This window comes from Kitasatospora sp. NPDC092948 (assembly GCF_044754805.1).
Lineage (GTDB): Bacteria > Actinomycetota > Actinomycetes > Streptomycetales > Streptomycetaceae > Kitasatospora.
Genome location: NZ_JBIVPU010000016.1, coordinates 19,503 through 44,589, shown reverse-complemented (window position 1 = coordinate 44,589; position 25,087 = coordinate 19,503). Strand labels below are relative to the sequence as shown.

Genomic DNA, 25,087 nt, shown 5'->3' with positions numbered 1-25,087 from the left:
CCGGCCCCGGCCCCGGCCCCGGCCCCGACGCATCCGGTCGGCACCGGACGACGCGACACGTCACGGCATGTCAGGTCAAGTCGGGTCACGGCAGGGTGAACATTGCCCGATGCGGCGCTGTGACCGGGAAGGTCGACCGTGTCCGGAAGGCGGCGCGAGGGGTTGGCGCACGCGAAGCGGCTGGTATTACTGGGGCATGCAGGAAGAGATTGCACGCTCCGCGATCGACACGTTCATCTCCGCGTTCAACGCCTCGGACGACAGCTATGTGACCGCCCTGCTTCCACAGGCCCTGACCTCGGACGTGGTCTTCTGGGGGCCGTTGGGCCGCAGCGAAGGAATCGCGGCGGTCGAGCGGTTCGTGCTGGACATCCGGCACCACCCGGCGGGGACCGGCACGATGGTGCGCTGCTCGGCGGTGGACATGCCCGACGAATGGGCCCGGTACCAGTGGGTGTTCACCACGCCCGACGGCGGCCCCCGCCTGGCGGGGACGGATGTCGTCCATCTGCGACGGAGCCTCATCGACCAGGTCATCGTCTTCGCGGGGGAGATCGAGCCGTTCGTCTCCTGAGTCGTCCCGGCAGTAGACGCCTATCCTCCGGTTTCGCGGACGCGGGCCCGTTCCGGCTGGGATGCTGAGCGGCGGTCAGGGGGTGGCCTGGGCGAGGGGGTTGCTGCGGTGCGCGTGGTGTACGTGATCGACAGTGTGAGCCGGGTGGGCGGCGCGGAGCAGGGGCTGGCGGCGATGGCGCCGCTGCTGGTGCGCGCGGGCGTGGACTTGCAGGTGGCGTTCCTGAAGGAGTCGCCGGACGGGTTCCAGGAGGAGTTGCGGGCGGCGGGCGCCGAGCCGGTGCCGGTGCTGCGCGGCTCGCGTCCGGCCCGACTGGCGGCGCTGCGCGCCGAGTTCCGCCGCCGCCGCCCGGACCTGGTGCACACCACGCTGTACGAGTCGGACGTGCTGGGCCGTCCGGCGGCGCTCGCGGCCCGGGTGCCAGTGGTCTCCAGCCTGGTCAACTCCGCGTACGGTCCGGAGCACCTGCGGGCCCGCGGCCTGAACCCGTGGAAGGTGCGGGCCGCGCAGGGCGTGGACGCGCTGACCGCGCAGGGCGTGCGGCGTTTCCATGCGCTGACCGAGCACGTCGCGGGCGCGATGGCGACCCGCCTGCTGGTGCCGCGCCGCCGGATCGACGTGGTGCCGCGCGGCCGGGACCCGCAGTTGCTCGGGTCGGTGACGCCGCAGCGGCGGGCCGCGGTACGGGCGGAGCTGGGCATCGGCGAGGAGGTGCCGGTGGTGCTGGCGGCGGCCCGGCAGCAGTACCAGAAGGGCCTGGACGTGCTGCTCGCCGCCTGGCCGGCGGTGCGCGCGGCCCGGCAGGACGCGGTGCTGCTGCTGGCGGGCAGCCGGGGCGCCGAGACGGCCCGGCTGGAGCAGTTGGCGGACCGGACCGAGGGGGTGCGGTTCCTGGGGCCGCGCGGCGACGTGTTCGACCTGATGGCGGCGGCGGAGGTGTGCGCGGTGCCGTCCCGCTGGGAGGGGCTGGGCAGCGCCGCGATGGAGGCGATGGGCGTCGGCGTGCCGCTGGTGTGCGCGGACGTGCCGGCGCTGCGCGAGACGGTCGGCTCGGAGGACTACGCGCTGCTGGTGCCGCCGCAGCGCCCCGGGGAGCTGGCCGCCGCACTGCTGCGGACGCTGGACGGGCCCGGCGAGGCGCTGGTGCGGGCGAAGGCGGCCCGGGCGCGTTTCCTGACCAGGTTCACCCTCCAGCAGGTCTCCGCCCGGATGGTGGAGTTCTACGAACGCGCACTGGCCTGACGGATCAAGGGCGGTTCGCCGACGGATGGAAGCGGAGCGCTTGATGACGGTTCGTCAGGTTGTGTGCAGGCGTCCGGAATACGTCCACGGCTTGGTACCGGAATCGCCAAAGTGCTTGCGCCGCAGGTCCGGGCCGGGAAGCATCGTTCGGTAGGGGATGTGGTCTGGGGGGACCGTCCATCTGTACGTGGCCGCAGCCGTGGAACGCCGTCCGTGGGACGGGTGGGCGCGGGCGTCGGGACGAGGCGAGGGGAACCAACCGGTGGAACCGGCAAATCTGTTCACCGTTCTGCGACGCTACTGGCGGCTGCTGGCCGGCTGTACCGTCGCCGCGCTGATCGTGGGGTTCGTGCTGACGCCGGCCGGTGACACGGTGGACAACGGCAAGTGGCAGTGCAAGGTGGCGATCACTCCGGTCGCGGGCGCGGCCGACACCGTCCGGGCCGACCAGGTGCTGTCGTACGCGCAGGGCTCGGCGGTGACGACGGCGGCGGCGCAGAAGCTGCACATCACGGACGTCGCCGGCCTCTCGGCGCGCCGCACGGTGGCGGCCGCCTCCACCCAGATGCTGGTGTTCACCACCACCGGGCCCACCCAGCAGGCCTGCGCGGACCTGGCGGCGGCGCTGTCGGAGGCCACCATCACCGGCTACAGCCAGGAGTCGAAGAAGAGCGCCGACGAGTCGATCAAGCGGCTGCGCGCCCAGTCCGACGCCCAGCAGCAGCAACTCGACGATCTGCAGAAGCAGTTCAGCCGGGCGAACGCCACCGATCAGGCCAAGCTCCAGCCGCAGCTGTCCACCGCGACGGCGGCGCTGACCAAGACCCTCGGCGCCATCGCCGACCTGCAGAACTACAGCCAGACCGACGCGATCCAGCAGTGGGGCTCGATCGACGCGAAGGAGCTCGGCGGCAACATGCTGACCTCGCCCACCCGCAGCGTCCGGCTCGCGCTGGCGGTGGTGCTGGGCCTGGCGCTGGGCGTGGTGGCGGCGCTGATGCTGTCCCGGATGGACACCCGGCTGCGCACCCGCGAGGGCGCCGAGGAGGCGTTCAACCTGCCGGTGATCGGCGAGATCCCCCGGCTGTCGCGGCGGCTGCTGCGGCTGCGCGAGCCGCTGGTGACGGCCCGCCCGGAGGATCCGGCGACCGAGGCGTACCGTTCGCTGCGCTCCACGCTGCTGCTGACCGGCCCGCGCGCGCTGTCCGCGCAGCTCGGCCAGGGCGGCCTGGACCCGGACGACCGACGGGCCCGGCGGGCCGCCGAGCCCGCGCCGGTGGTACTGGTGATGTCGGGGCGTTCGGGCGACGGGCGGACCACCACGGTGGCGAACCTGGCGGCGACGCTCGCCGAGACGGGACGTCAAGTCCTGCTGCTGGACTGCGACTTCCGCCAGCCCGGCTTGCGCGGCCACTTCGGGGTCGGCGACGGCCCGGGCATGGCGGAGCTGCTGTCGGGCGAGCAGCTGCCGGACCCGGTCGACCTGATCCGCCGCACCAACGTGGCGGGCGTGGCGCTGATCACCGGCGGCAACACCACCGCGTACCCGGCGGCGCTGGTGCTGCGCGCCGGGGAGGTGCTGAAACTGGCCCGCCGGCACGCCGACGTGGTGCTGATCGACACCTCGCCGCTGCTGCACGCCAACGACGCCTACGACCTGGTGCAGCACGCGGACGCGGTGCTGGTGACGGTGATGGCGGGCAACGTCCGCCCGGAGGAGGCGGACCGGGTCTCCGAGCTGCTGGCCCGCACCGGGGTGCCGGTGGCGGGCGTGGCGCTGCTGGGCGCGGAGGGCACCACGGGGCGGCGCAAGCGCACCCTGCGCCCGGGCCGGGCCGCCGCGAAGCCCGGCCCGGCCGCCCCCGCCGACCCGGCCGCCCCTCCGGGCCCGGCGGCCCCGCCGGCGCCCGAGCAGCGCCGCCCCGAGCAGCAGCGCCGTGAACCGCAGCACCGCGAACCGCAGCGCCGGGCCGAGCCGCAGCCCCGGGTGGAGCCGCAGCGCCGCCCGGGCGAGCACCAGCGGCCGGCCGATCCGCGCCCGGCCGCGCCCGGGTACGGCGAGCGGCCGGACCGCCGGGACGGGACGACGAGTTGGGGCCGCCGGCCGGCCGAACTGCCGCCGGAGGAGCCGGGCGAGACCACCCTGCAGCTGCGTCTCGGAGAGGACCGGTGAAGGGCGGACCGATCCGGGTGCTCTGGCTGGCCAAGGGCCTGGGCCGGGGCGGCGCGGAGCAGCTGCTGGTCAACTGCGCGGGCCACGTGGACCGTTCGCGGTACGAGGTCGAGGTGGCGTACGTGCTGCCGCACAAGGACGCGCTGGTGCCGGCGCTGGAGGCGGCCGGCTTACCGGTGCACTGCCTGGGCGGCGCGCCGGGGCGCCGTTGGCCGCTGCGGCTGCGGGCGCTGCTCGCGGAGCGCCGCTACGACCTGGTGCACACCCACATGCCGGTGCCGGCCGTCGCCGCCCGCCTGCTGACCTTCGGGCTGCGCACCGCCCGCGGGCGGCGGGTCGCCCTGGTGCACACCGAGCACAACCTGTGGGAGCGCTACCGCCTCCCGACCCGCTGGGCCAACGCGCTCACCTACTGGCGCAACGGCGCGGTGATCGCGGTCTCGCACGCGGTGGCGTCGGGCATCGGCTTCCGCCGCCCGGGCGACCGGCTGACGGTGGTGCACCACGGCCCGGACCTGGGCGACGCCCCGTCCGGCCCGGCCGCCCGCCGGGCCGCCCGTGCCGAACTCGGCCTGCCCGAGGACGCGTTGGTGATCGGCACGGTCGGCAACCTGACGGCGAAGAAGGACCAGGCCTCGCTGTTGGCCGCGTTCGCCCTGCTGCGCCGCGAGCACCCGGACGCCCGGCTGGTGCTGGTCGGCGCCGGGCCGCTGGAGCCGCAGCTGCGCCGACTCGCGGGCGAGGGCGTGCTGTTCACGGGCTCCCGGGGGGACGTGCCGGCGCTGCTGCCGGGATGGGACGTGTTCTGTCTGAGTTCCCGCCAGGAGGGCCTGCCGGTGGCGCTGATGGAGGCGATGACCAGTGGCCTGCCGTCGGTGGTGACCGAGGTCGGCGGCATGCCCGAGGTGCTGGACGACGGCGTCGAGGGCCGCCTGGTGCCGCCCGGCGACCCCGCCGAACTGGCCCGCGCGCTGGGCGGGTTGGCGGCCGATCCGGCGCTGCGGGAACGGATGGGCGCGGCCGCCCGGGAGCGGTCGAAGTCCTTCGACGTGGCGGGCGCCCAGCGGGCGATCGAGCGGGTGTACGCGCGGGTGCTGGCACGCTGAGTCCGGAGGGGACGAGCACGACGTGAGCGGTGAACTGACGTACCGCGGCCTGGAGTCGGCGGACGTCCCGGCGGTCCTGGAGCTGCTGACGGCTTCGCTGGCGGGCGGCCCGACCGGGCGGCGCAGCGCCGAGTTCTTCGAGTGGAAGCACCGGGCGAACCCGTTCGGGTCGAGCCCGGGCCTGGTGGCGCTGGCGCCGGACGGGCGGCCGGTCGGGGTGCGGCTGTTCCTGCGCTGGTCGTGGCGGGGCGCGGGGGGCCGCGAGGTGGCGGCGGTGCGGCCGGTGGACACCGCGACGCACCCGGACTTCCAGGGCCGCGGGATCTTCCGCCGGCTCACCCTGGATCTGCTCCGACAGGTGTCCGGTGACGCCGAGTTGGTGTTCAACACGCCGAACGGCAACAGCCTGCCGGGGTATCTGAAGATGGGCTGGCGGGAGCTGGGCCGGGTGCCGGTGGCGCTGCGGGTGGCCCGGCCGCTGTCGTTCGCCCGGGGTGCGCGGGCGGCGCTGGCCCGCCGCCCGGGCCCGGCGGGGCCGCCGCGCTGCGAACTGCCCACCGCCGCCGACTGGTTCGCCTTCCCGGACCCGCGACTGCCGGAGCTGCTGGCGGAGCGGGAGCTCGCGGACGCGGCCGAGGCCCGGCTGCACACGGCGCGCACGTCCGCCTACCTGGCCTGGCGGTACGGGGCGGCGCCGGGCCTGGACTACCGGGTGGTGACGGTGGAGCGCGGCGGCGAGCTGGTCGGGCTGGCCTTCGGCCGGCCCCGGCGGCGCGGCCCGCTGGCCGAGTTCACCCTGTCCGAGCTGATCGTCCGCCCCGGCGACCGGGCCGCAGCCGGACGGCTGCTGCGGGACGCCGCCGCCTGCGGCTGCGACCACGCGGCGACCCACCTGGCGCCGGGCACCGAGGCGGCGGCCGCGGGCCTGCGGGCGGGCTGCCTGGCGGCGCCGCGCACCGGCATGGTGCTGGCCGCCCGCACCCCGACCGGGCCGCTGCCCGCCGAACGCACCCTCGCCGACTGGCGGTTCAGCCTCGGCGACCTGGAGGTCTTCTGATGGCGACGGCCCTCCCGGCCGCCGGTCCCCGACTGCTGCGCCTGCGCGAGGCGGTGCGCCGCGGCCGGCTGACGGCGCTCGCCTGGGCGCTGGTGATGGGCTACGTGACGGTGTTCGTGCTGGCGATGGTGCACACCTCGTACGACACCTGGGGCGCGCTGCTGGTCGCGCCGGCGCTGATGGCGATCGGCACCCCGATCCTGGCCCGGGTGGCGGCGGTCAACCCCGAGCCGGCGGTCTTCAAGCTGCTGATCGTGGCGATGGGCGCCAAGCTGTTCTGCGCGTTCCCGCGCTACCTGATGGCGTTCGTGCTGTACGGCGGCGCGGCGGACGCCAAGATGTACCACCAGAAGGGCTCGGACCTCGCCCGGTACCTGACCACCACCGACCTGCTGTCCGGGCTGCACTACGACCTGGGCATGAAGGTGGCCGGCACCGGGTTCGTCATCATCGTCACCGGCGTGGTCTACGCGGTCACCGGGCCGACCCTGGTCGGCGGGTTCCTGGTGTTCTCCTGGCTGGGCTTCTGGGGGCTGCTGTTCTTCTGGCGGGCCCTCCAGATCGCCTTCCCGGAGGCCGACTCGCGGCGCTACGCGAAACTGCTGTTCTTCCTGCCCTCGCTGCTGTTCTGGCCGTCCAGCATCGGCAAGGACGCCTGGATGATGTTCTGCCTGGGCCTGACCACGTACGGCGTGGCCCGGCTGCTGGACCGCCGCCTCGGCGCGTTCGTGTGCATCGCGCTGGGCTCGCTGGGCACCGCGATGGTCCGCCCGCACGTCACGGTGCTGGCCGGCGCCGGGCTCACCGTCGCGTACGTGCTGCGCAAGCGGCCGCAGCAGGTGTCCGCGCTGGGGCCGCTGCGCACCGTGCTGACGGTGGCGGTGCTGGGCGTCGGCGTGATGCTGATGCTGCAACAGGTGTCGACGTTCTTCGGCACCAACGGCACCGGCGGGGACGCCGTCAACCAGGTGCTGTCGGAGACCTCGCGGCGCACCTCGCAGGGCTCCTCGGTGATCAACGCCTCGACCGCGGAGGATCCGGCGCCCGCGTTCAGCCTGAACCCGGCCCGGCTGCCGGTGTCGGTGATCAGCGTGCTGTTCCGGCCGTTCCCGTTCGAGGCGTCGAACATCCAGAACCTGATCCAGTCGGTGGAGTGCTTCGCGCTGCTGGTGATGTTCATCCGGGCCTGGCCCCAACTGGCCCGCGTGCCCAAGCTGTTCGTCCGGCACAGTTATGTCGCCTTCACGGTGGTGTACACCCTGCTGTTCTGCTGGGCGTTCTCCACCATCAACAACATGGGCATCCTGTCCCGCGAACGGGTGCAGGTGCTGCCGCTGGTCCTGGTGCTGCTGGCGATCCCCCGGCCGGCCGGGTCCGGCCCGGTGACGCGCCGCCGCCGCCCGCCGGTGTGGCGGGTGCAGCCCGGCCAGTGGGGCGGCGGCCCAGGACCCGAACCTCCGGTCGCCGTCGGCGCACCGGACACCATCATGTCCCGAACCCAGGGGGGATCGACCACATGACGACCGACCAGCTGCGCCCCGCCGTCCTCGACGGCGCGCCGGCCTTCCCCGACGGCCTGCCGCTGACCCGCGTCCGGGTGCCCGACCGCGAGCGGCTGCTCGGCCGGCTCGCCGGGGTGCTCGACTCGGGGATGCTCACCAACGGGCCGACCGTCCGCCAACTGGAGGACGAGGCCGCCGAGTTGCTGGGCGTCCCGCACGTCGTCGCGGTCTCGAACTGCACCGCCGGGCTGATGCTCGTCCTCCAGGCCGCCGGGGTGGACGGCCGCCGCCCGGTGCTGATGCCCGGCTTCACCTTCTCCGCCACCGCGCACGCCGCCCACTGGGCCGGCGGCACGCCGCTGTTCGCCGAGGCCCGCGAGCAGGACATCACCCTCGACCCGGCGGACGCCGAGGCCCGGCTGAAGGCCGCCGACTCCCCCGCCGCGCTGATGGCCACCCACGTGTACGGCACGCCCTGCCAGGTCGAGGAGCTCCAGCGGATCGCCGACGAGGCCGGCCTGCCGCTGGTGTACGACGCCGCGCACGGCCTCGGCTCGGCCCGGCGCGGGGTGCCGGTCGGCAACTTCGGCCTGGCCGAGGTGTTCTCGATGAGCCCGACCAAGGTCGCGGTGGCCGGCGAGGGCGGCCTGGTCGCCACCCGCGACGCGGCGCTCGCCGCCACCCTGCGCACCGCCCGTGACTACGGCAACCCGGGCGACTACGACACGCTGTTCCCGGGCCTGAACGCCCGGATGAGCGAACTGCACGCCGCCGTCGGCCTGACCTGGCTGGCCGGCCTGACCGAGCGGGTCGCCCACCGCGGCGCGCTGGTCGCCGAGTTCGCCCGCGCCACCGCCGGCCTGCCCGGCCTGCGCCTGGCCCTGCCGGAGGACGGCGACACCTCCACGTTCAAGGACCTGACGCTGATCCTCGACGCGGACGCGTTCGGCCTGAGCAGCCGTCAGCTGGCCGCCGCGCTCGGGGCCGAGGGCGTCGACACCCGCCGCTACTTCCACCCGCCCGTGCACCGGCAGCGCGCCTACGCCCACCTCGGGCAGGCGGCGGAACTGCCGCGCACCGACCGGCTCGCCGACGCGGTGCTGACCGTCCCGCTGTGGTCGCACATGAACGCCGCCACCGTCCGCCGGGTCGCCGACGCGGTGGTGCGGGTGCAGTCCTTCGCGCCGGAGGTCCGGGCCGCACTGGGCAACGTCTGAGCGGGCCTCGCACGGCGGTTCGACCGGGTCGCCGGATCAGGTGAACTCGGTTGGACCGCCGGGAGGTTGGCCCGTCAGGATGGCGGGCATGTTCAAGGGATTCCGCAGCTTCCTGCTGCGCGGCAACGTGGTCGACCTCGCGGTCGGCATCGTCATCGGCGCCGCTTTCACCGCCGTCGTCACCGGCTTCGTCGGAGCCTTCCTGACCCCGCTGGTCGGCGTCGCCTCCGGCGCGGTCGGCGACTTCAGCAAGGAGACGTTCACCGTCGCCGACGTCACCTTCCCCTACGGCGCCTTCCTCCAGGCGCTGATCAGCTTCGTGCTGGTCGCCGCCGTCATCTACTTCGCCGTCGTGCTGCCGGTCGCCAAGCTCCAGAACCGCTTCAATCCGGTCAAGGACACCCCGGTGGCCAAGACCGACTGCCCCGAGTGCCTCAGCACCGTCCCGGCCGCCGCCACCCGCTGTGCGCACTGCACCAGCGAGCTGTCCGGCCGCCCGGGCTTCCCCTCCCAGGCCACCGCCCCGGCGGCCACCCGCTGAGCACCTTCCCCGCACCACCCGGCCCGGACGGCGCCCGCCGCCCGGGCCGTCGCCTGTGCCACCGGTCTTAACAGAAGCTTGACGAACCCTTTCCCCGGCCGCAGGTGAACCTTTTGTCCCTTTCCCACCGGCGGATCGCCCACGTACCATACGTCGCGGATGGCCGAAATGGGCTGACCCTTCGCCCAACTAGCTCCGGTATTGTCCGATTTGAGCCCGCGAAGACTCTGTAAACTGTTGAACTCCGGGCCCTCCCGCTCTCCTCAGCAGGTGTGTTGTGGGCTTACGGTATGCCCCATGACCTCGCCCCGCTCCTACGACGGAGTCGGCTACCCCTCTCCGTCCTTCTCGTCCTCGTCCGGCACGCCCATCTACGACAGCCTGGTCGCAGAGCGGGGCATCCCGCAGATCGCGCCGATCAACGTGCCCCCGGCCAACGCGGCCCCCACCTGGTCCACCGCCTACGGCAGCGCCCTCACCGACAGCTTCGGCGGCGGCGGCCTCGGCACCGGCTTCGACGCCCCCGCGTCGAACCTGCCCGCCCTGCCCCCGGCCCGCCTCGCCCTCGGCCCCGGTCCGAGCAGCACCCCGGTGCCCGCGCCGCACATCCCGGTGCAGCCCGGCTACGCCGCCGCGCCCGTCCCGCCGCAGCCGTTCATGCCCGGCCAGCGCCCGGCCGCCCCGGCCTACCCGCAGCCCGCCCAGGGGTACCCCACCGCCCCGGTGAGCTCGTTCGCCTCGGCGCCGCAGAACTTCGCCCCCCAGCAGTTCGGCGGCCAGCAGCAGTTCGGCGCGCAGCAGTTCGGCGCCCAGCCGGCGGGCCAGCAGCAGTCCTTCGGCGACCAGTCCTTCGGCGGCAACAACCTGCGCCCGGCCCAGCCGAACCCGCCGCAGCAGTACCCCCAGTACCGCCAGTACCCGCAGGCAGGCTGACGGAGCACAGCGGCAACACCCCTCCCCACAGGGGCCAGGTCTCATAACCAAAAAGCTCGCCGCGCTCCGCGCAGCGAACCGCACTCGTTCCCCGCGCCCCGTCAGGAGCGCGGGGAACTGTGCGTAGGGGGGCGGGAGCACCGGCGCGACCCGCCCGCCGACCGGCCCCCGCTCCCCGGACGGCCTCTGGCAGGATGTCCGCATGCCGACCCTCGCCTCCCTCCACCTGTACCCCGTCAAGTCCATGTACCGCCTCAGCCCGACCACGGCCGACGTGCAGCCCTGGGGCCTGGCCGGGGACCGCCGCTGGATGCTGGTGGACGCGGAGGGCGTCGCCCTCACCCAGCGCGACGAGCCGTCGATCGGCCAGTTCCGCCCCGTCCCGTCCGCCGACGGCACGTCGCTCACCCTGACCGCCCCGGACGGCGCCACCCACACGCTCGCGGTGCCCACCCTCGCCGGCGGCGCCGCCGAGGCGACGGTCGACGTCTTCGGCACCCGCTTCTCCGCCGCCGTCGCCGAGAAGGACACCGGCGCGTGGCTGGCCGGGCGCCTGCCCGCGAAGCTCGGCGAGGTGCGCCTGGTGCACCTGGACCGCCCGGAGGTCTCCCGCCCGATCAACCCGAAGTACGCGGGCCCCGACGAGACCGTGTCGATGGCCGACGGCTACCCGCTGCTGGTCACCACCGGCGCCTCGCTGGCCGAGCTGAACGCCCGGATCGCCGAGGACCACCCCGGCGACGGGCGCAAGGGCGCGGCGCTGCCGATGGAGCGGTTCCGCCCGAACCTGGTGGTGGCCGGCACCGAGCCGTGGGCGGAGGACGGCTGGCGGCGGATCCGGGTCGGCGCCCTGGAGTTCCGGGTGGCCAAGCCGTGCGCCCGCTGCGTGGTGACCACCACCGACCAGGAGAGCGGCGAGCGCCGCGGCCCGGAGCCGCTGCGCGCGCTGGGCCGGCACCACCGCTTCGGCCAGAAGCTGGTGTTCGGCCAGAACCTGATCCCGGTCCGCCCGACCCCCGCCGCCGACGTGCTGGGCACGCTGACCGTCGGCGACGAGGTCGAGGTCCTGGAGACGGTCGAGGCCCCGCTGCCGGACCGCCGCTGACGGCGACCCGGAACCACCCCGGAGCTCGTTCGTTGAACCGGACGACGGTCCGGTCCGCCCCTCACGCTACGGTGGGGGTGATCGCGCAGCGTCTCGCACGCACTCGACGAAGGCGGGGATGACAGATCGTCATGGGTGAGCTCAGGGTCCGGGTCACGCAGGACAGCGCCTCCCGGTGGCGGCGGCGCAGCGGGGAGTACGCGACGCTCCGCGAGGCCCTGGAAGTGGCCGAGCCGGGTGACACCCTGACGGTCCGGGCGGGGACGTTCCACGAGGCGGTGCTGGTCGACAAGCCGGTGACGCTGGTCGCCGCGCAGGGCCCCGGCAGTGTGCGGATCGCACCGCCGGAGAGCGCGGTGCGCGGCGGAACGGCGCTGACGGTGACGGCGGGGGCGACGATCCGCGGCCTGACCGTCGAGGGCTCCGACCGCTCCGCCCCGGCGGTGCTGCTGTCCGGCACGGACGGTGCGGTGCTGGCGGACTGCCGGATCGAGACCTCCTCCGCGGTGGGGGTGGAGCTCGCCGACGGCGCCCGGGCGCAGCTGGTCAACTGCACGGTGGAGAACCCGTCCGGGCTGGGCGTCCGGCTGCGCGCGCAGGCCCACGCCGAGCTGGTGGACTGCGAGGTGTCGGCGGCCGGGCAGAGCGGCGTGGCGGTGCTGTCGGGGTCGCGGCTGCACGCGGAGCGGCTGAAGGTGCATCACACGGGCGGCGCGGGCGTGCTGCTGGCCGACCCCGGCTCGCTGGCGGAGCTCACCGGCTGCGAGGTGTACGAGGTGCGCGGCTCGGGCGTGCAGGCCGAGGCGCAGGCGGTGGGGCGGCTGACGGACTGCACGGTGCGCCGGGTGTCCGGCAACGGCCTGAGCCTGGACACCGGGGCGGAGCTGGAGCTGACGTCCTGCCGGGTGCACGAGGTGCCGGAGAACGCGGCGGACCTGCGCGGCGGTGCGAAGCTGACGCTGCGCCAGGTGACGGTGCACGGGTTCGGCCGGGGTGCGCTGTCGGTGTGGGACGGCGGCACGAAGGTGCTGGCCGAGGGCTGCCGGTTCCATTCGGCGCAGGGCGACTACCCGGCGCTGTGGGTGAGCGACGGCGCGGCCCTGGAGCTCGCCGACTGCGCGCTCGACGACCTGCCGGACGCGCTGTTCGTCCTCGACCAGGGCTCGTCCGCCGCCGCCCGCGACTGCTCGTTCACCGCGATCCGCTCCTCGGCCGTGTCGGTCTCGGGCGGCGCCAGCGCGGACCTGTCGGGCTGCCGGATCCAGGGCGCGGGCACCGGCCTGTGGTTCCGCGACCACGGCTCGGGCGGTCTGTTGACGGACTGCGAGATCGCGGACGTCGCCACCGGTGTGATCGTCACCAAGGGCGCGGACCCGGTGCTGCGCGAGTGCACGGTGCGCGGTGCGAGCGAGGCCGGGGTGTACGTGTCGGCGCAGGGCCGCGGCGAGTTCGACGCGGTGCGGGTGTCGCAGGGCGGCGGTTTCGGCTTCCACGTGATCGACGGCTGCCGGACGAAGCTGGTGCGCTGCCGGGCGGAGCGCAACGCCCGGGCCGGGTTCGAGTTCTCCGAGCCTGGCCCGGTCGCGGAGGGCTGCACCTCGGACGACGCCGCGCCGCTGCCCGCCCCGCGCCCGGCCGAGCCGGCCGCTCCCCCGTTGGCCTCCCTGGTTCCGGCCGTGCAGACCTCGGCGTCCGCTCCGGCCGCCGCGGTGATCGCGCCGATCCCGGACTGCCGTCCGGCCGAGGAGGCGCTGGCCGAGCTGGACTCCCTGGTGGGCCTGGCGACGGTCAAGCAGGAGGTGCGGACCCTGATCGACCTGATCTCGGTCGGCCGGGCCCGCCAACGCGCGGGCCTGAAGGCCCCGTCGCCGCGCCGGCACCTGGTCTTCACGGGCTCCCCGGGCACCGGCAAGACCACCGTCGCCCGCCTGTACGGGGAGATCCTGGCCTCGTTGGGCGTCCTCCAGCGCGGGCACCTGGTGGAGGTCGCCCGGCTGGACCTGGTCGGCGAGCACATCGGCTCCACCGCGATCCGCACCGCCGCCGCGTTCGACAAGGCGCGCGGCGGGGTGCTGTTCATCGACGAGGCGTACGCGCTGGCCCCGGAGGACGGCGGGCGGGACTTCGGCCGGGAGGCGATCGACACCCTGGTGAAGCTGATGGAGGACCACCGCGACGAGGTGGTGATCATCGTGGCGGGCTACACCGCCGAGATGGAGCGCTTCCTCGCCGCCAACCCCGGCCTCTCCTCGCGCTTCTCGCGGACCGTCACCTTCCCCGACTACACCGCCGACGAGCTCCTCGACATCGCCCGCTCGCAGGCCGCCGAGCACGAGTACCACCTCGACCCGGCCGCCGAGGCCGCCCTGCACGCCCACTTCACCACCCTCGACCGGGGCGCCGGCTTCGGCAACGGCCGCACCGCCCGCCAGGTCTTCGAGAGCATGATCGAACGTCACGCCTCCCGCGTCGCCCACCTCACCGACCCGACCACCGAGGACCTCCAACTCCTGGTCCCCGCCGACCTCCCGTCCTGACCTCCCGCTCCACCGGCGGCAGTTGCCCACACTCCGGCACGCCGGCGGCGGCCGTGGACGACCGCGCCTGCGGTCGCACCACGACCTGCGGCGGTACGGCGCCCGTGGGCACACCGACCGGGGTTCTCAGCCCTCCCGGTCGCCCTCCCGGTCGCTCTCCCGGTCGCCCTCCCGGTCGCTCTCGTGGTCGCCCGCCCGGTCGCCCTCCCGGTCGCCGTGCCGGGCGAGCGTCGCGGCGAGGCGGTCGCGCAGCGCGGTCTGGGCGGCGATCCGGCGGTCCAGCACCGCGAGGCGCTCGCGGGCGACGGCCAGCGCCCGCCCCGACGGCGGGCCGCTGGTCAGGTCGCCGTCCAGGCACGGCAGGAACACCTGCACGTCGTCGAGAGTGAGCCCGGCGGCCAGCAGCGTCCGGATGTTGCGCACCCGCACGGCCGCGCCCGCCGGGTACACCCGATAGCCGTTCTCGGCGCGGCCCGAACTGATCAGCCCCGCCTGCTCGTAGTGCCGCAGCGCCCGGGCCGTCGTCCCCGTCGCGGCGGCCAGCTCCCCGATCCGCACCCGCCGATCATGCCACCACCGCCCCGCCGTCCACCGGCAGCACCACCCCCGTGACGAACGACGCCGCCGGATCGGCGAGCCGGGTGATCGCCCACGCCACCTCCTCCGGCCGCCCGAGCCGCCCCGCCGGCGTGTGCGCCACCTGCCACTCCCGCAGCGCGGCCACCCGCTCCGGGCTCAGCTCCCGGACGATCGGCGTCTCGACCGCCCCCGGCGCGACGGCCACCACCCGCACACCCTGCGGCGCCAGCTCCACCGCCCAACTGCGGGTCAGCGCCTCCAGCCCCGCCTTCGTCGCCGCGTACACCGAACTCCCCGGCCACCCGCGCTGCCCGATCGACGTACTGACGTTGACCACCACACCCCCGGCAGCCCGCAGCAGCGGCAGCACGCTCCCCGTCAGCATCGCCGGCCCGACCAGATTGGTCGCCACCTGCTCCTCGACCGCCGCCCGCCGCAACTCCCCGAGCGGCGCACTGCGCACCACCCCCGCATTGTTGACCAGCACGTCCAGCCGCCCGTACCGCTCCGCCACCGCCTCCCCGATCCGCTCCGCCCCACCCGCCACCGCGACGTCCCCCACCAGCACCTCAACCCCCGGATGCCCTGCCGCAGTTGCCTCCAGCGCCGCCTCCCCCCGCCCAACGGCCACGACCCGCGCCCCCGCCCCCGCGAACGCCCACGCCGTCGCCCGCCCGATCCCACTGCCCGCCCCGGTGACCAGGACGATCCGCTCCTCGTTCGTCATGCCCCCGATCGTCCGACCCTGCCCCCAACGTCAAGGTCAAGCGTTCATCCGCCCAGCATTCGTTCGATCCACCCCCGCTGCCGAGCCGCGCGTGGGTCCCCGCGAAAGCCAGGGCCGCCTCGGTGTCGCCCTGTTCGCGCAGGATGTCAGTGAGCATGCGCAGCGCGGAGCTCAGGCATCCGGGATGTCCGGCTTCGCTGCGGTGAGCAGCGCTCCGGGGATGACGATCAGGCGTTCGCCCGCGCCGATGCGGACTCCTTCGGGGAGGCGGCCCCGGTAGGAGTCGGTGGCGTCCGTTCCTATGACGGCGATGTCTCCGTTGGCGAGTTGCCAGATGTCCGGGCATTCGTCGCGGCCGTCGGAGGAGCCCAGTTCGGCGGCGGACCTGCCCAGTCGTTCGGCGAAGGGTGCGGAGAGGTCGGCGTTCCATGTACGGCCCATGTGTGCCCCATCCATCGACGCAGCGGTGGTCGACCAGCGTACCGCTGACGGTCCATCATCGAACCTGTGTCGAGCGGCCGATGCTGCGGGGACGGGAGTTCACGGGCCGGTGGAACGGCCACCCGGCGCCGCGCCGCACCCGCGGCGCCGAGTGCCGCGTCCGCCCGGTCGAACTCGCCGCCCCCGCCCGCCGCGACGCCACCGGGCGCCGGGCCGCGGGGTGTCAGAAGACGGCGGTGAACGCGTCCATGCGGCTGTCGTCGAGGTCGGGGCGGAGTCGGCCGCCGCGGGCGAGGGTGGCCATGCCGTGGAGGGCGGACCAGGCGAGTTCGGTGTAGCCGGACGGGTCGAGGCCTGCGGCGGTGGCGCTCGCGGTGGCGGGGTCGGCGATGGCGGCGAACGCCTCGTGCAGGGCGGCGGGGGCCTCGGGGGTGCCGAACGGCAGTGGGGTGGCCATGGTGAAGATGGCGTCGTAGAGGGCGGGGTTGGCGGCGGCGAACGCCAGGTACGCGCGGGCGACGGCGGCGAACGCGGCCCGCGGCCCGTCCGCGTCGGCCGCCGCGGCGCGCAGGTGGACGGCGAGTTCGGCGCAGCCCTCGACGGCGACGGCGGCGACGATCGCGTCCTTGCCGGCGAAGTGGCTGTACAGGACGGGCTGGCTGTACTCGATGCGTTCGGCGAGGCGGCGGGTGGTGACGGCGTCCCAGCCCTCGGTCTCGGCGAGTTCGCGGGCGGCCCGGACGATCAGCTGTTCACGTTCGGCGCGTTCGCGCGCCCTGCGTTCCTTGATAGCCATGCCCGAAATCCTAGCAGCGCTAGACAACTGACGGACCGTCGGTCTAGCGTTGTTCACATCGCTAGCGCCGCTAACCAACAGGCGGCGCACCACTCTTGGGGGAACCGCCATGTCCATCGCCACCACCGCCGCGCGCCCGACCACGACGAATCTGCGAGTCCGCATCGCCACCGTCGGCACGGTGCTGCTCGGCCTCTTCCCGCTCTGGTTCGGCCTCGGCTACATCCTCGCCCCGGAGTCCACCGCCCCCGGCTTCGGCCTCCCGGCGTGGCCGCACGGCGACGCGGCGACGTTCCTGATCACCAAGGGCATCCGCGACGTGATCTCCGGGCTCGTCCCGCTGTCCCTGCTGCTGCTCGGTCAGCGCCGGGCCTCGGGCTGGGCGATGCTGGTCACGGCGCTCGTCCCGATCGGCGACGCGACCACCGTCCTGACCCACCACGGCAGCGTCGCCGCGGCGTTCACGATCCACTACGCGACGGCCGCGGTCATGATCGCCGTCGCGTCCCTGGTCCTCACCGAGAAGACCGCACAGCCCGGGAGCGCCGGAAAGGCCGGGGAGGCGGCAAGGACCGGGAAGGCCGGGACGTCCGGGAAGGCCGAGCAGAAGCAGGGCCGGCAGAAGCAGAGCTGACGGAAGGTCAGCCGTCCGCCCAGTCGCCGCCCGCGAGGAACGCCTCCAGGGCGGCGCGGTGCGGCCCGGGGTCGATGCGTTCGGCGGCGAGCCACTCGGCGGAGTAGTACTTGTCGAGGTAGCGGTCGCCGGGGTCGCAGATCAGGGTGACGACGCTGCCGGTGTGGCCGGCGGCGCGCATCTCGGCGACCAGCTTGAGCGCGCTGTACAGGCCGGTGCCGGTGGAGGCGCCGGCCTTCTTGCCGAGGACGGCCTCCAGCAGGTGGACGGCGGCGACGGACGCGGCGTCGGGGACGCGCATCATCCGGTCGATCGCGCCGGGCACGAAGGACGGCTCCATCCGGGGGCGGCCGATGCCCTCGATCCGGGAGGACGTGGCGCAGCTCGCGTCGGGGTCGCGGTGGACCCAGCCGTCGAAGAAGCAGGAGTTCTCCGGGTCGGCGACGCAGATCATGGTGTCGTGCTGCATGTAGTGCACGTACCGGGCGATGGTGGCGGAGGTGCCGCCGGTGCCGGCGGTGGCGACGATCCAGGCGGGCTCGGGGTGGGGCTCCAGCCGCAGCTGGGCGAAGATCGACTCGGCGATGTTGTTGTTGCCGCGCCAGTCGGTGGCCCGCTCGGCGTACGTGAACTGGTCCATGTAGTGCCCGCCGGTCTCGGCGGCCAGTCGGGTCGCGGCGTCGTACACCTCGCAGGCGTTGTCGACCAGGTGACATCGGCCGCCGTGGAACTCGATCAGTTCGATCTTGGCGCGGCTGGTGGAGCGGGCCATCACGGCGATGAACGGGACGCCGATCAGCTGCGCGAAGTACGCCTCCGAGACGGCGGTGGAGCCGCTGGACGCCTCGATGACGGGCTTGCCGGGGCGGATCCAGCCGTTGCACAGGCCGTACAGGAACAGCGACCGGGCCAGCCGATGCTTCAGACTGCCGGTGGGGTGGGTGGACTCGTCCTTCAGGTACAGGTCGATGCCCCACTCGGCAGGCAGCGGGAAGCGCAGCAGGTGGGTGTCGGCGGAGCGGTTCGCGTCGGCCTGGACGCGCCGCACGGCCTCCTTCAACCAGGCGCGGTACTCGGGGTCGGAACGGTCCACGTCCAGAGTCGTCAGGGTCGGAACGGTCATCGCGCACTCTCCTCACACCCGCCGGATTCCCACCCACTGTAACAGGTGACTACGATAAGTGACGATTACGGCGGCCCCAGCTTCCACTTATGGGAGAGCCGGGGCCGCCTACCTGACGGATCGTCAGAACACGTCCACCACCTGCGGAATGTCCGGCCGGGACGCTCGCGCGGCGGCGGTCATCGCTTCACCCCCGGAGCGTCCTGCTCCTCGGCCAGCACGGCACGGCGCTCCCGGTACTCGTCGGCGTCGATCTCGCCCTGCGCGTAGCGGCGTCCGAGCACCGCCAGCGGCGCGTCCTCGGCGCGCGGGCCGCAGAGACCGCGGCGCCGCCACACCGCCCGGCGCAGCACCAGCACCACGAACACCACCACCAGCAGCCAGAAGAACGGGAACACCAGCACCCACGGCCCGGGCCAGTGCCCGTAGCCGTACCCGTCGGCCAGCATCTCGACCATCGGAACTCATCTCCTCGGGACTCCGAAGGGCCCGGGATCCGCTCCCCGGCCACTCCTCCACCGTCCCGCCGACCCCGCCCCCGCCGCGTCCCCCACCGGGCGGCACCTCGGCTACTCCCCCCGTACTACCCCAGCCAGCCGGGCCGGACCAGGCCGGACTCGTAGGCGGCGACGACGAGTTGGGCGCGGTCGCGGGCGCCGAGCTTGACCATGGTGCGGCTGACGTGGGTCTTCGCGGTGAGCGGGCTGACCACCAGGCGGCGGGCGATGTCCTCGTTGGTGAGGCCCAGGCCGACCAGGGCGAGGACTTCGCGCTCGCGCTCGGTGAGGACGTCCAGGCGGGCGGTGGACGGCTCCTTGGAGCGGGCGGCGAACTCGCCGATCAGGCGGCGGGTGACGCCCGGGGAGAGCAGCGCGTCACCGGCGGCGGCGACCCGGACGGCGCGCAGCAGGTCGCCCGGCTCGGTGTCCTTGACCAGGAAGCCCGCGGCGCCGGCCCGCAGCGCCTCGAAGACGTACTCGTCGAGTTCGAAGGTGGTCAGCACGACCACCCGGACGCCGGCCAGTTCGGGGTCGGCGCAGATCCGGCGGGTCGCGGCGAGGCCGTCCAGGCGGGGCATCCGGATGTCCATCAGCACCACGTCGGGGCGCAGTTCGGCGGCCCGGGCGACGGCCTGTTCGCCGTCGTCGGCCTCGCCGACCACCTCCAGGTCCTCCTGGGCGTCCAGCAGGGCCCGGAAGCCGGCCCGGACCAGCCGCTGGTCGTCGGCGAGCAGCACCCTGATCATGCGTCGGTTCCTTCCGGTGCGAGGGGCGTGAGCGGCAGCCGGGCCCGGACCTGCCAGCCGCCGGCGCCGTCGGGGCCGGCGTCCAGGGTGCCGCCGAACGCGGCGGCGCGTTCGCGCATGCCGATCAGCCCGGTGCCGCTGCCGCCCGCGTCACCGCCGCCGGGCGGCCCGGGGTCGGCGACGGTCAGCTCCAACCGACCCTTCTGCCAAGCGAGTTCGACGGTCGCGGTGCGGGCAGTGGAGTGCCGCAGCACGTTGGTCAGCGCCTCCTGGACGATCCGGAAGGCGGCCAGTCCGAGGCCCGCGCCGAGCGGGGCGGCCCGGCCCTCGGTGCGGACGGTGACGGCCAGCCCGGCGTGGCCGGCCTGCGCGACCAGTTCGTCCAGGCGTTCCAGGCCGGGCGCGGGGGTGCGCGGCGCGGCGGCCCCGGGGGTGCGCAGCGTGCCGAGCACCTGGCGGACCTCGCCGAGCGCCTCCTTGCTGGTCGCCTTGATGGTGGTGAGCGCGTCCCGGGCCTGCTCGGGCCGGGTGTCCAGCAGCTCCAGCGCGACGCCCGCCTGGAGGTGGATCAGCGAGATCGAGTGCGCCAGGATGTCGTGCAACTCCCGTGCCATCCGGAGCCGTTCCTCGTCGCTGCGGCGCGCCCGGGCCTCTTCCTCGGCGGCCCGCACCGCGGCGATCTGCTCGCGCCGGAACCGCGCCAGCTCGGCGCCCGCGAAGACCAGCAGCAGCCAGGCGGTGACGCCCAGCTCCTGCCAGCCCGCCACCTCCCGGCCCGGGGCCCGCAGCCAGGACGCCGGCAGCACGTAGCCGACCAGCAGGTGCAGCAGGTAGAAGCCGCCGGCGCTGATCCACGCCGCCCGCCGGTGGCCGCGCTGCACGGCCGAGAAGAACGCCACCACCATCGCCACGAAGGCCGGCCCGTACGGGTACCCGGCCCACAGGTACACCGCCGTCACCGCCGACACCGCGCCGACGGTGAACGCCGGATGCCGGGCCCGCAGCACCAGCAGCGCCGGGCCGAGCACCAGCAGCAGGTACCCCCAGGCGTCCAACGGCACCCGGGTGCTCTGGTGCCGGGCGGCCACGGTCGTCCCGGCCACCTGGAGCACCGCCACCACAACGGCGGCGGCCACCGGCCACCCCGCCTTGCCGGCCCGCACCCGGACGGGCACCCGAACGGGCACCCGCGGCCGCCGAACGTCTCCCATACCGGAAGGCTAACCGCGCCCCGGGCCTGCGCCGTCGGCCTCGCGGAGCAGACACGCCTACTCCCGCCGCAGTACGCGCCGCCACCCGGAGCAACCACGTTGGTACGGTCGGTGCCGACCGGCACCGCGACCCGTCCAGGAAGATCCGTCCAGGAAGTCCCGTCCACGGAAATCCCTTCAGGGAATCCCTCCGGGGAAGTCCGTCCAGGAACAGGAACAGGAAGAGGTCCCATGAGCGCCACCCTCCGCCGAGCCGTCATCCCCGCGGCCGGCCTCGGCTCCCGGCTGCTCCCGCTCACCAAGGCGATCCCGAAGGAGATGCTGCCGGTCGGCGACCGGCCCGTGATCGAGCACACCGTGCGGGAGCTGATCGACTCCGGCATCACCGACATCACCGTCGTGGTGTCCGGCGACAAGTCGCTGATCCAGGACCACTTCCGCCCCAATCAGGCGCTGGTCGACCAGCTGCGCGCGAACGGCAAGGACGCGTACGCGGACGCGGTGGCGGACGTCGCCGAGCTGTCCCGGCGCGGCCACATCACCTACCTGTTCCAGCACGGCCCGTACGGCAACGGCACCCCGGTGCTGAACGCGGCCCGCGACTTCGGCGACGAGCCGTTCCTGGTGCTGTGGCCCGACGACGTGTTCGTCTCGGAGGTGCCGCGCGCCCGGCAGTTGATCGCCGCGCACGAGAAGACCGGCGCCCCGGTGCTCGCGCTGATGCCGATGGACCCGTCCGAGTCGCACCGCTACGGCGTCCCGGTGGTCAAGGAGGACCTGGGCGACGGTGCGCTGCGCATCACCGGCCTGGTGGAGAAGCCCGACCCGACCGTCGCCCCGTCGCACTACGCGGCGATCGGCGGCTACGTGCTGACGCCCGGTGTGGTGGACGAACTGCGCGAGCAGTACCGGCGGTTCCGGGCCGATCCGGTCGGCGAGCTGTACCTCACCGACGCGCTGAACGCGTACGCGGCCCGGCGTGCCGTCTACGGCCAGGTCATCGAGGGCCGGTGGTACGACACCGGCAACCCGCAGGCCTACCTGCTCGCCCAGTTCGCGCACGCCCTCGCGCACCCCGAGTACGGGCCGCCGCTGCTCGACCTGGCCCGCACCCGGCTCGGCCCCGACGCCGGCTGAGACCACCGCCGGGGCCGGGGCCCGACCGGGGCCGGGCCTGCCGGGGCCGGACCCGCCGGGGCCGACCGTCCGTCAGGGGATCCGCACTGCCCGTCAGGGGATCCGCACCGCCCGGCCGGTGACCCGGACCCGGGTGTCGCCGGCGGCGAGGTCCACGGTCAGCAGGCCGGGCCGGCCGAGGTCCTCGCCCTGGTGCAGCGTCAGTCGGGCGGCCTCCAGGTGCCGCAGGTGGCGCAGGTAGGCGCCGAACGCGGCGGCGGCGGCGCCGGTGGCCGGGTCCTCGACGATGCCGCCGACCGGGAACGGGTCGCGGACGTGGAAGGTGGTGGCGTCCTGCTCCCAGACCAGTTGGAGGGTGACCAGGTCCAGCCGCCGCATCAGCGCGGCGAGCGCGTCGAAGTCGTAGTCGAGGTCGGACAGCCGGGCCCGGGTGGCGGCCCCGATCACCAGGTGCCGGGCGCCGGCGTACGCGATCATCGGCGGCAGCTTCCCGTCCAGCTCGGCGGCCTGCCAGCGGAGCGCGTCCAGCGCCTCCGCGAGGTCCTCCGGCTCCACGTCCTCGACGTACGGCGGAACACTCGTCAGCGTTGCCGTGAGCTCCCCGGCCGGGGTGCGCTCCACCGCGACCGGCACCGGACCGGCCTTGGTCTCGAACAGCAGCTCGCCGGCGCCGATCCGCTCGCCCAGCGCCACGGCGGCGGCGATGGTGGCGTGCCCGCAGAACGGCACCTCCGTCAACGGGCTGAAGTAGCGGACGGTGCGGGTGCGCGGCTGGTCGGGCACGGCGGTGAGGAACGCCGTCTCGGAGTAGCCGAGCCGGGCCGCCAGGGCCAGTTGCTGCTCGTCGCTCAGCGCGCCCGCGTCCAGCACCACACCGGCCGGGTTGCCGCCGGCGGGATCGGCGGTGAAGGCGGCGTAGCGCAGCGGTTCGGCGGACTCGGCCGGAGTGTTGTCGGTCATGCCCGCTGAACGGACGGCAGGTCTCGGCGATTCCCCTGACGGGCCCCCGGAACGTATGTGCGGGGATCAACGCTAGACTGCCGCGTCCGGCTGTCACAACCGTATCGAGGACAGAAGAAACATGGCTGAGGCCCACCCGAAGGTGGTTGTGGTTGTTCCGACGTACAACGAGCGGGAGAACCTCGCGATCCTCGTAGGTCGGTTGGGCGAGCTCGGCATGCCGAACCTGCACGTGCTGGTAGTGGACGACGCCTCCCCCGACGGCACGGGCGACATCGCGGACAAGCTGGCCGCCGACTCGGGCGGCACCCTCACCGTGCTGCACCGCACCGAGAAGGACGGCCTGGGCCGGGCCTACGTCGCGGGCATGACGCAGGCGCTGGACAACGGCGCGGACATCGTGATCCAGATGGACGCCGACCTGTCGCACCCGCACACCGCGATCCCCGCCATGGTGGAGAAGCTCACCACCACGCGCGCCTCCGTCGTGCTGGGTTCGCGCTACGTGCCGGGCGGCTCGACCGCGTCGGAGTGGCCGTGGCACCGCAAGGCCCTGTCGGTCTGGGCGAACTTCTACGTCAACGCGATCCTGGGCCTGAACGTCAAGGACGCCACCGCGGGCTTCAAGGCCTGGGAGGCGCAGGCGCTGCGCAAGGTCGATCTGCCGTCGGTGCGTTCCAACGGCTACTCGTTCCAGGTCGAGATGAACTACCGCGCGGTCAGGCGCGGCATGCGCATCTCCGAGGTGCCGATCCGCTTCGAGGAGCGCGTCGAGGGCATGTCGAAGATGAGCCTGGACGTGCAGCTGGAGTCGGCGATCCTGCCCTGGAAGCTCCGCTTCGGCAGCTGACGCCCCCGTACGCCCCCGTTAGCCCCCGTACGTGCGCCGGACGGCGCGGGTCGACGATCCGTCGGCCCGCGCCGTCCGCGTCTCTCCGCGCCGTCCGCGCTTCTCCGCACCGTCCGCGTCTCCCGGCGTCTCTCCGCACCGTCCGCGTCTCCCGGCGTCCCTCGTGCGTCACGGGGCCAGGACGGCCTGCGGGTCGTCCAGGTAGGGCTCCCAGGCGAGTTCGGCGGCCCCGACCAGGCCGGCGTGCGCGACCTGCGCGGGGACGATCGGGACGCGTCCGCTGCGGCCCCACAGGCAGCGTTCGGCGACCTGGGCGGCCAGCCGGTCGGGGGCGGCGGCCAGCAGGTCCAGGTGCAGGCCGCTGAGCACGATCCGGTCGGGGTTGAGGATGTTCACCAGCCCGGCCAGGCCCAGGCCGAGGCGGTCCACCACGTGCTCGACGGCGTCGGCGGCCTCCGGGTCGCGGGCCAGTTCGCGGGCCTGCCCGAGCAGCGGCCGGCCGGGGTCGGGGCGGCGCTTCGCGGCGGCGAACAGCGCCTCGGTGTCGGTCTCGGCGTTCAGGCAGCCGCGGTTGCCGCACGGGCAGGGCCGGCCGAGCGGGTCGACGGTGAGGTGGCCGACCTCCAGCGCGAGGCCCGAACTGCCGGTGTGCAGGCGGCCGTCGACCACCAGGGCGCCGCCGACGCCGCGGTGCCCGGAGGTGACCAGCAGCAGGTGCCGGGCGTCCCGGCCGGCGCCGTGCCGGTGTTCGGCGAGTGCGGCCAGGTTGGCGTCGTTGGCGACGGCGGTCGGGAGCGCACCGCGGGCGCGCGGGCCGAGGTCCGCGCCGGCCGCCTGCGCGGCGAACAGCTCGGCGACGGGGGTGCCGGACGGCCAGTCGAAGTGCAGCGCGGCGAGCGCGGTGCCGTCGGGTTCGGTGACGGGGTTGGGCAGCGCGAGGGCGAAGCCGAGCACCCGGCGGCGGCTGCCCCGGGCGAGCGCCGCACCGGCCTCGGCGACCGCGCCGAGCAGGCGTTCGGGCGCGGTGTCGGCGGGCAGCGGCAGGTGGACGGTCTCCAGCAGTCGGCCGCCGAGGCCGGCCAGCGCGACGGAGATGCCGTCGGCGTGCAGCTGGGCGGCGAGCACGGCGGGCCCGGGGTCGGCGAGCGCGAGGCGGTGCGAGGGGCGGCCGCGGCCGCCGCCGGCCGGGCGGGAGTCCACGCTGATCAGGCCGAGCGCCTCCAGTTCGCCGGTGACCGCGCCGGCCGTGGCACGGGTGACGTCGAGGGCGCCGGTGAGCGCGGAGCGGGTGGGGGCCTGCCCGGTGTGGATCAGTCGCAGCGCCGGTCCGAGCAGGGTGCGGCCGCGGTCGGGGGCGGTACGGCGCGGGGTGCTCACGGCGGTGCTCCGGTTCGGG

Annotated in this window: 24 protein-coding genes; 14 read left to right on the top strand and 10 right to left on the bottom strand. The window is 74.4% G+C overall.

The genetic code is table 11. The features are described 5' to 3' along the window. The first annotated feature begins 196 nt into the window (after window positions 1–196). The 11 genes from ACIQF6_RS31550 (at window position 197) to ACIQF6_RS31500 (ending at window position 13,987) form a co-directional block, all read left to right on the top strand. Window positions 197–574, top strand: a complete 378-nt coding sequence (locus ACIQF6_RS31550) for a nuclear transport factor 2 family protein (RefSeq protein ID WP_400901157.1) — start codon at window positions 197–199, stop codon at window positions 572–574. A 108-nt stretch (window positions 575–682) separates the two neighbouring features. Further along, window positions 683–1,816: a glycosyltransferase family 4 protein gene (locus ACIQF6_RS31545; RefSeq protein WP_400901155.1), complete on the top strand. Its 1,134-nt coding sequence runs from the start codon at window positions 683–685 to the stop codon at window positions 1,814–1,816. Between the two features lie 262 nt (window positions 1,817–2,078). Further along, window positions 2,079–3,989: a tyrosine-protein kinase family protein gene (locus tag ACIQF6_RS31540; protein WP_400901153.1), complete on the top strand. Its 1,911-nt coding sequence runs from the start codon at window positions 2,079–2,081 to the stop codon at window positions 3,987–3,989. Continuing rightward, complete coding sequence (locus ACIQF6_RS31535) at window positions 3,986–5,095, top strand: glycosyltransferase (protein WP_400901151.1); 1,110 nt, start codon at window positions 3,986–3,988, stop codon at window positions 5,093–5,095. The genes ACIQF6_RS31540 and ACIQF6_RS31535 overlap by 4 nt, the downstream gene beginning before the upstream one ends. 22 nt (window positions 5,096–5,117) lie before the next feature. Further along, the gene (locus ACIQF6_RS31530) at window positions 5,118–6,152 is read left to right on the top strand and encodes a GNAT family N-acetyltransferase (RefSeq protein WP_400901149.1); all 1,035 of its coding nucleotides are present in this window, start codon (window positions 5,118–5,120) and stop codon (window positions 6,150–6,152) included. Continuing rightward, complete coding sequence (locus ACIQF6_RS31525; protein ID WP_400901147.1) at window positions 6,152–7,672, top strand: hypothetical protein; 1,521 nt, start codon at window positions 6,152–6,154, stop codon at window positions 7,670–7,672. Before ACIQF6_RS31530 ends, ACIQF6_RS31525 begins: the two co-directional genes overlap by 1 nt. Then, window positions 7,669–8,871: a DegT/DnrJ/EryC1/StrS family aminotransferase gene (locus ACIQF6_RS31520; protein ID WP_400901145.1), complete on the top strand. Its 1,203-nt coding sequence runs from the start codon at window positions 7,669–7,671 to the stop codon at window positions 8,869–8,871. The genes ACIQF6_RS31525 and ACIQF6_RS31520 overlap by 4 nt, the downstream gene beginning before the upstream one ends. A gap of 88 nt (window positions 8,872–8,959) precedes the next feature. Beyond that, a complete protein-coding gene (gene mscL / locus ACIQF6_RS31515) occupies window positions 8,960–9,412 on the top strand; it encodes a large conductance mechanosensitive channel protein MscL (RefSeq protein WP_400901143.1) in 453 nt (150 codons plus the stop codon). A gap of 297 nt (window positions 9,413–9,709) precedes the next feature. Further along, a complete protein-coding gene (locus ACIQF6_RS31510; RefSeq protein ID WP_400901141.1) occupies window positions 9,710–10,345 on the top strand; it encodes a DUF6643 family protein in 636 nt (211 codons plus the stop codon). A gap of 202 nt (window positions 10,346–10,547) precedes the next feature. Next, on the top strand, window positions 10,548–11,450 hold the full coding sequence (locus ACIQF6_RS31505; RefSeq protein ID WP_400901139.1) for an MOSC domain-containing protein: 903 nt from the start codon (window positions 10,548–10,550) through the stop codon (window positions 11,448–11,450). A 131-nt stretch (window positions 11,451–11,581) separates the two neighbouring features. After that, window positions 11,582–13,987, top strand: a complete 2,406-nt coding sequence (locus ACIQF6_RS31500) for a right-handed parallel beta-helix repeat-containing protein (RefSeq protein WP_400901137.1) — start codon at window positions 11,582–11,584, stop codon at window positions 13,985–13,987. A 126-nt stretch (window positions 13,988–14,113) separates the two neighbouring features. Here the strand turns inward: ACIQF6_RS31500 and ACIQF6_RS31495 are convergent, their stop codons facing one another. From ACIQF6_RS31495 to ACIQF6_RS31480, 4 genes are all read right to left on the bottom strand, one after another. Beyond that, window positions 14,114–14,545 carry a MerR family transcriptional regulator gene (locus tag ACIQF6_RS31495; protein WP_400901135.1) on the bottom strand — a complete coding sequence of 144 codons (432 nt, stop codon included), beginning with the start codon at window positions 14,543–14,545 and terminating at the stop codon, window positions 14,114–14,116. A 7-nt stretch (window positions 14,546–14,552) separates the two neighbouring features. Beyond that, complete coding sequence (locus ACIQF6_RS31490; RefSeq protein ID WP_400901133.1) at window positions 14,553–15,293, bottom strand: SDR family NAD(P)-dependent oxidoreductase; 741 nt, start codon at window positions 15,291–15,293, stop codon at window positions 14,553–14,555. A 171-nt stretch (window positions 15,294–15,464) separates the two neighbouring features. Beyond that, entirely contained in the window at window positions 15,465–15,734 is a 270-nt protein-coding gene (locus tag ACIQF6_RS31485; protein ID WP_400901131.1) for a hypothetical protein, read from the bottom strand. Between the two features lie 223 nt (window positions 15,735–15,957). Then, entirely contained in the window at window positions 15,958–16,530 is a 573-nt protein-coding gene (locus ACIQF6_RS31480) for a TetR/AcrR family transcriptional regulator (protein ID WP_400901129.1), read from the bottom strand. Between the two features lie 109 nt (window positions 16,531–16,639). Between ACIQF6_RS31480 and ACIQF6_RS31475 the strand changes: the two genes are divergently transcribed. After that, the gene (locus ACIQF6_RS31475; RefSeq protein ID WP_400901127.1) at window positions 16,640–17,164 is read left to right on the top strand and encodes a DUF4267 domain-containing protein; all 525 of its coding nucleotides are present in this window, start codon (window positions 16,640–16,642) and stop codon (window positions 17,162–17,164) included. A 7-nt stretch (window positions 17,165–17,171) separates the two neighbouring features. Here ACIQF6_RS31475 and ACIQF6_RS31470 read toward each other — a convergent pair whose 3' ends face one another. The 4 genes from ACIQF6_RS31470 to ACIQF6_RS31455 all read right to left on the bottom strand — a co-directional run bounded on the left by ACIQF6_RS31470 (window position 17,172) and on the right by ACIQF6_RS31455 (window position 20,744). Then, a complete protein-coding gene (locus tag ACIQF6_RS31470; RefSeq protein ID WP_400901125.1) occupies window positions 17,172–18,287 on the bottom strand; it encodes a PLP-dependent cysteine synthase family protein in 1,116 nt (371 codons plus the stop codon). A gap of 179 nt (window positions 18,288–18,466) precedes the next feature. Continuing rightward, the gene (locus ACIQF6_RS31465) at window positions 18,467–18,745 is read right to left on the bottom strand and encodes an SHOCT domain-containing protein (protein ID WP_400901123.1); all 279 of its coding nucleotides are present in this window, start codon (window positions 18,743–18,745) and stop codon (window positions 18,467–18,469) included. 125 nt (window positions 18,746–18,870) lie between these two features. After that, the gene (locus tag ACIQF6_RS31460) at window positions 18,871–19,533 is read right to left on the bottom strand and encodes a response regulator (protein WP_400901121.1); all 663 of its coding nucleotides are present in this window, start codon (window positions 19,531–19,533) and stop codon (window positions 18,871–18,873) included. Next, on the bottom strand, window positions 19,530–20,744 hold the full coding sequence (locus tag ACIQF6_RS31455) for a sensor histidine kinase (RefSeq protein ID WP_400901119.1): 1,215 nt from the start codon (window positions 20,742–20,744) through the stop codon (window positions 19,530–19,532). Before ACIQF6_RS31455 ends, ACIQF6_RS31460 begins: the two co-directional genes overlap by 4 nt. A 231-nt stretch (window positions 20,745–20,975) precedes the next feature. On the opposite strand from ACIQF6_RS31455, the gene ACIQF6_RS31450 reads away from it, so the two are divergent. Next, window positions 20,976–21,881 (top strand): UTP--glucose-1-phosphate uridylyltransferase, encoded by a 906-nt coding sequence (locus ACIQF6_RS31450; protein WP_400901117.1) that lies wholly within the window; start codon window positions 20,976–20,978, stop codon window positions 21,879–21,881. Window positions 21,882–21,974: 93 nt separating this feature from the next. Here ACIQF6_RS31450 and ACIQF6_RS31445 read toward each other — a convergent pair whose 3' ends face one another. Then, a complete protein-coding gene (locus ACIQF6_RS31445; protein WP_400901115.1) occupies window positions 21,975–22,841 on the bottom strand; it encodes a PhzF family phenazine biosynthesis protein in 867 nt (288 codons plus the stop codon). 121 nt (window positions 22,842–22,962) lie between these two features. On the opposite strand from ACIQF6_RS31445, the gene ACIQF6_RS31440 reads away from it, so the two are divergent. Next, window positions 22,963–23,691: a polyprenol monophosphomannose synthase gene (locus ACIQF6_RS31440; RefSeq protein ID WP_400901113.1), complete on the top strand. Its 729-nt coding sequence runs from the start codon at window positions 22,963–22,965 to the stop codon at window positions 23,689–23,691. A gap of 168 nt (window positions 23,692–23,859) precedes the next feature. On the opposite strand, the gene ACIQF6_RS31435 is transcribed toward ACIQF6_RS31440, so the two are convergent. Beyond that, the gene (locus ACIQF6_RS31435; RefSeq protein WP_400901111.1) at window positions 23,860–25,068 is read right to left on the bottom strand and encodes an ROK family protein; all 1,209 of its coding nucleotides are present in this window, start codon (window positions 25,066–25,068) and stop codon (window positions 23,860–23,862) included. Window positions 25,069–25,087: the final 19 nt, after the last annotated feature.

Bases quoted from the DNA above. Each gene is read 5' to 3' on its own strand.
- ACIQF6_RS31500 (WP_400901137.1), top strand. From the start codon at position 11,582: ATGGGTGAGCTCAGGGTCCGGGTCACGCAGGACAGCGCCTCCCGGTGG.
- ACIQF6_RS31480 (WP_400901129.1), bottom strand. From the start codon at position 16,530: ATGGCTATCAAGGAACGCAGGGCGCGCGAACGCGCCGAACGTGAACAG.
- ACIQF6_RS31450 (WP_400901117.1), top strand. From the start codon at position 20,976: ATGAGCGCCACCCTCCGCCGAGCCGTCATCCCCGCGGCCGGCCTCGGC.
- ACIQF6_RS31520 (WP_400901145.1), top strand. From the start codon at position 7,669: ATGACGACCGACCAGCTGCGCCCCGCCGTCCTCGACGGCGCGCCGGCC.
- ACIQF6_RS31440 (WP_400901113.1), top strand. From the start codon at position 22,963: ATGGCTGAGGCCCACCCGAAGGTGGTTGTGGTTGTTCCGACGTACAAC.
- ACIQF6_RS31510 (WP_400901141.1), top strand. From the start codon at position 9,710: ATGACCTCGCCCCGCTCCTACGACGGAGTCGGCTACCCCTCTCCGTCC.
- ACIQF6_RS31445 (WP_400901115.1), bottom strand. From the start codon at position 22,841: ATGACCGACAACACTCCGGCCGAGTCCGCCGAACCGCTGCGCTACGCC.
- ACIQF6_RS31550 (WP_400901157.1), top strand. From the start codon at position 197: ATGCAGGAAGAGATTGCACGCTCCGCGATCGACACGTTCATCTCCGCG.
- mscL (WP_400901143.1), top strand. From the start codon at position 8,960: ATGTTCAAGGGATTCCGCAGCTTCCTGCTGCGCGGCAACGTGGTCGAC.
- ACIQF6_RS31470 (WP_400901125.1), bottom strand. From the start codon at position 18,287: ATGACCGTTCCGACCCTGACGACTCTGGACGTGGACCGTTCCGACCCC.
- ACIQF6_RS31465 (WP_400901123.1), bottom strand. From the start codon at position 18,745: ATGGTCGAGATGCTGGCCGACGGGTACGGCTACGGGCACTGGCCCGGG.
- ACIQF6_RS31485 (WP_400901131.1), bottom strand. From the start codon at position 15,734: ATGGGCCGTACATGGAACGCCGACCTCTCCGCACCCTTCGCCGAACGA.
- ACIQF6_RS31475 (WP_400901127.1), top strand. From the start codon at position 16,640: ATGTCCATCGCCACCACCGCCGCGCGCCCGACCACGACGAATCTGCGA.
- ACIQF6_RS31505 (WP_400901139.1), top strand. From the start codon at position 10,548: ATGCCGACCCTCGCCTCCCTCCACCTGTACCCCGTCAAGTCCATGTAC.
- ACIQF6_RS31490 (WP_400901133.1), bottom strand. From the start codon at position 15,293: ATGACGAACGAGGAGCGGATCGTCCTGGTCACCGGGGCGGGCAGTGGG.
- ACIQF6_RS31455 (WP_400901119.1), bottom strand. From the start codon at position 20,744: ATGGGAGACGTTCGGCGGCCGCGGGTGCCCGTTCGGGTGCCCGTCCGG.
- ACIQF6_RS31460 (WP_400901121.1), bottom strand. From the start codon at position 19,533: ATGATCAGGGTGCTGCTCGCCGACGACCAGCGGCTGGTCCGGGCCGGC.
- ACIQF6_RS31525 (WP_400901147.1), top strand. From the start codon at position 6,152: ATGGCGACGGCCCTCCCGGCCGCCGGTCCCCGACTGCTGCGCCTGCGC.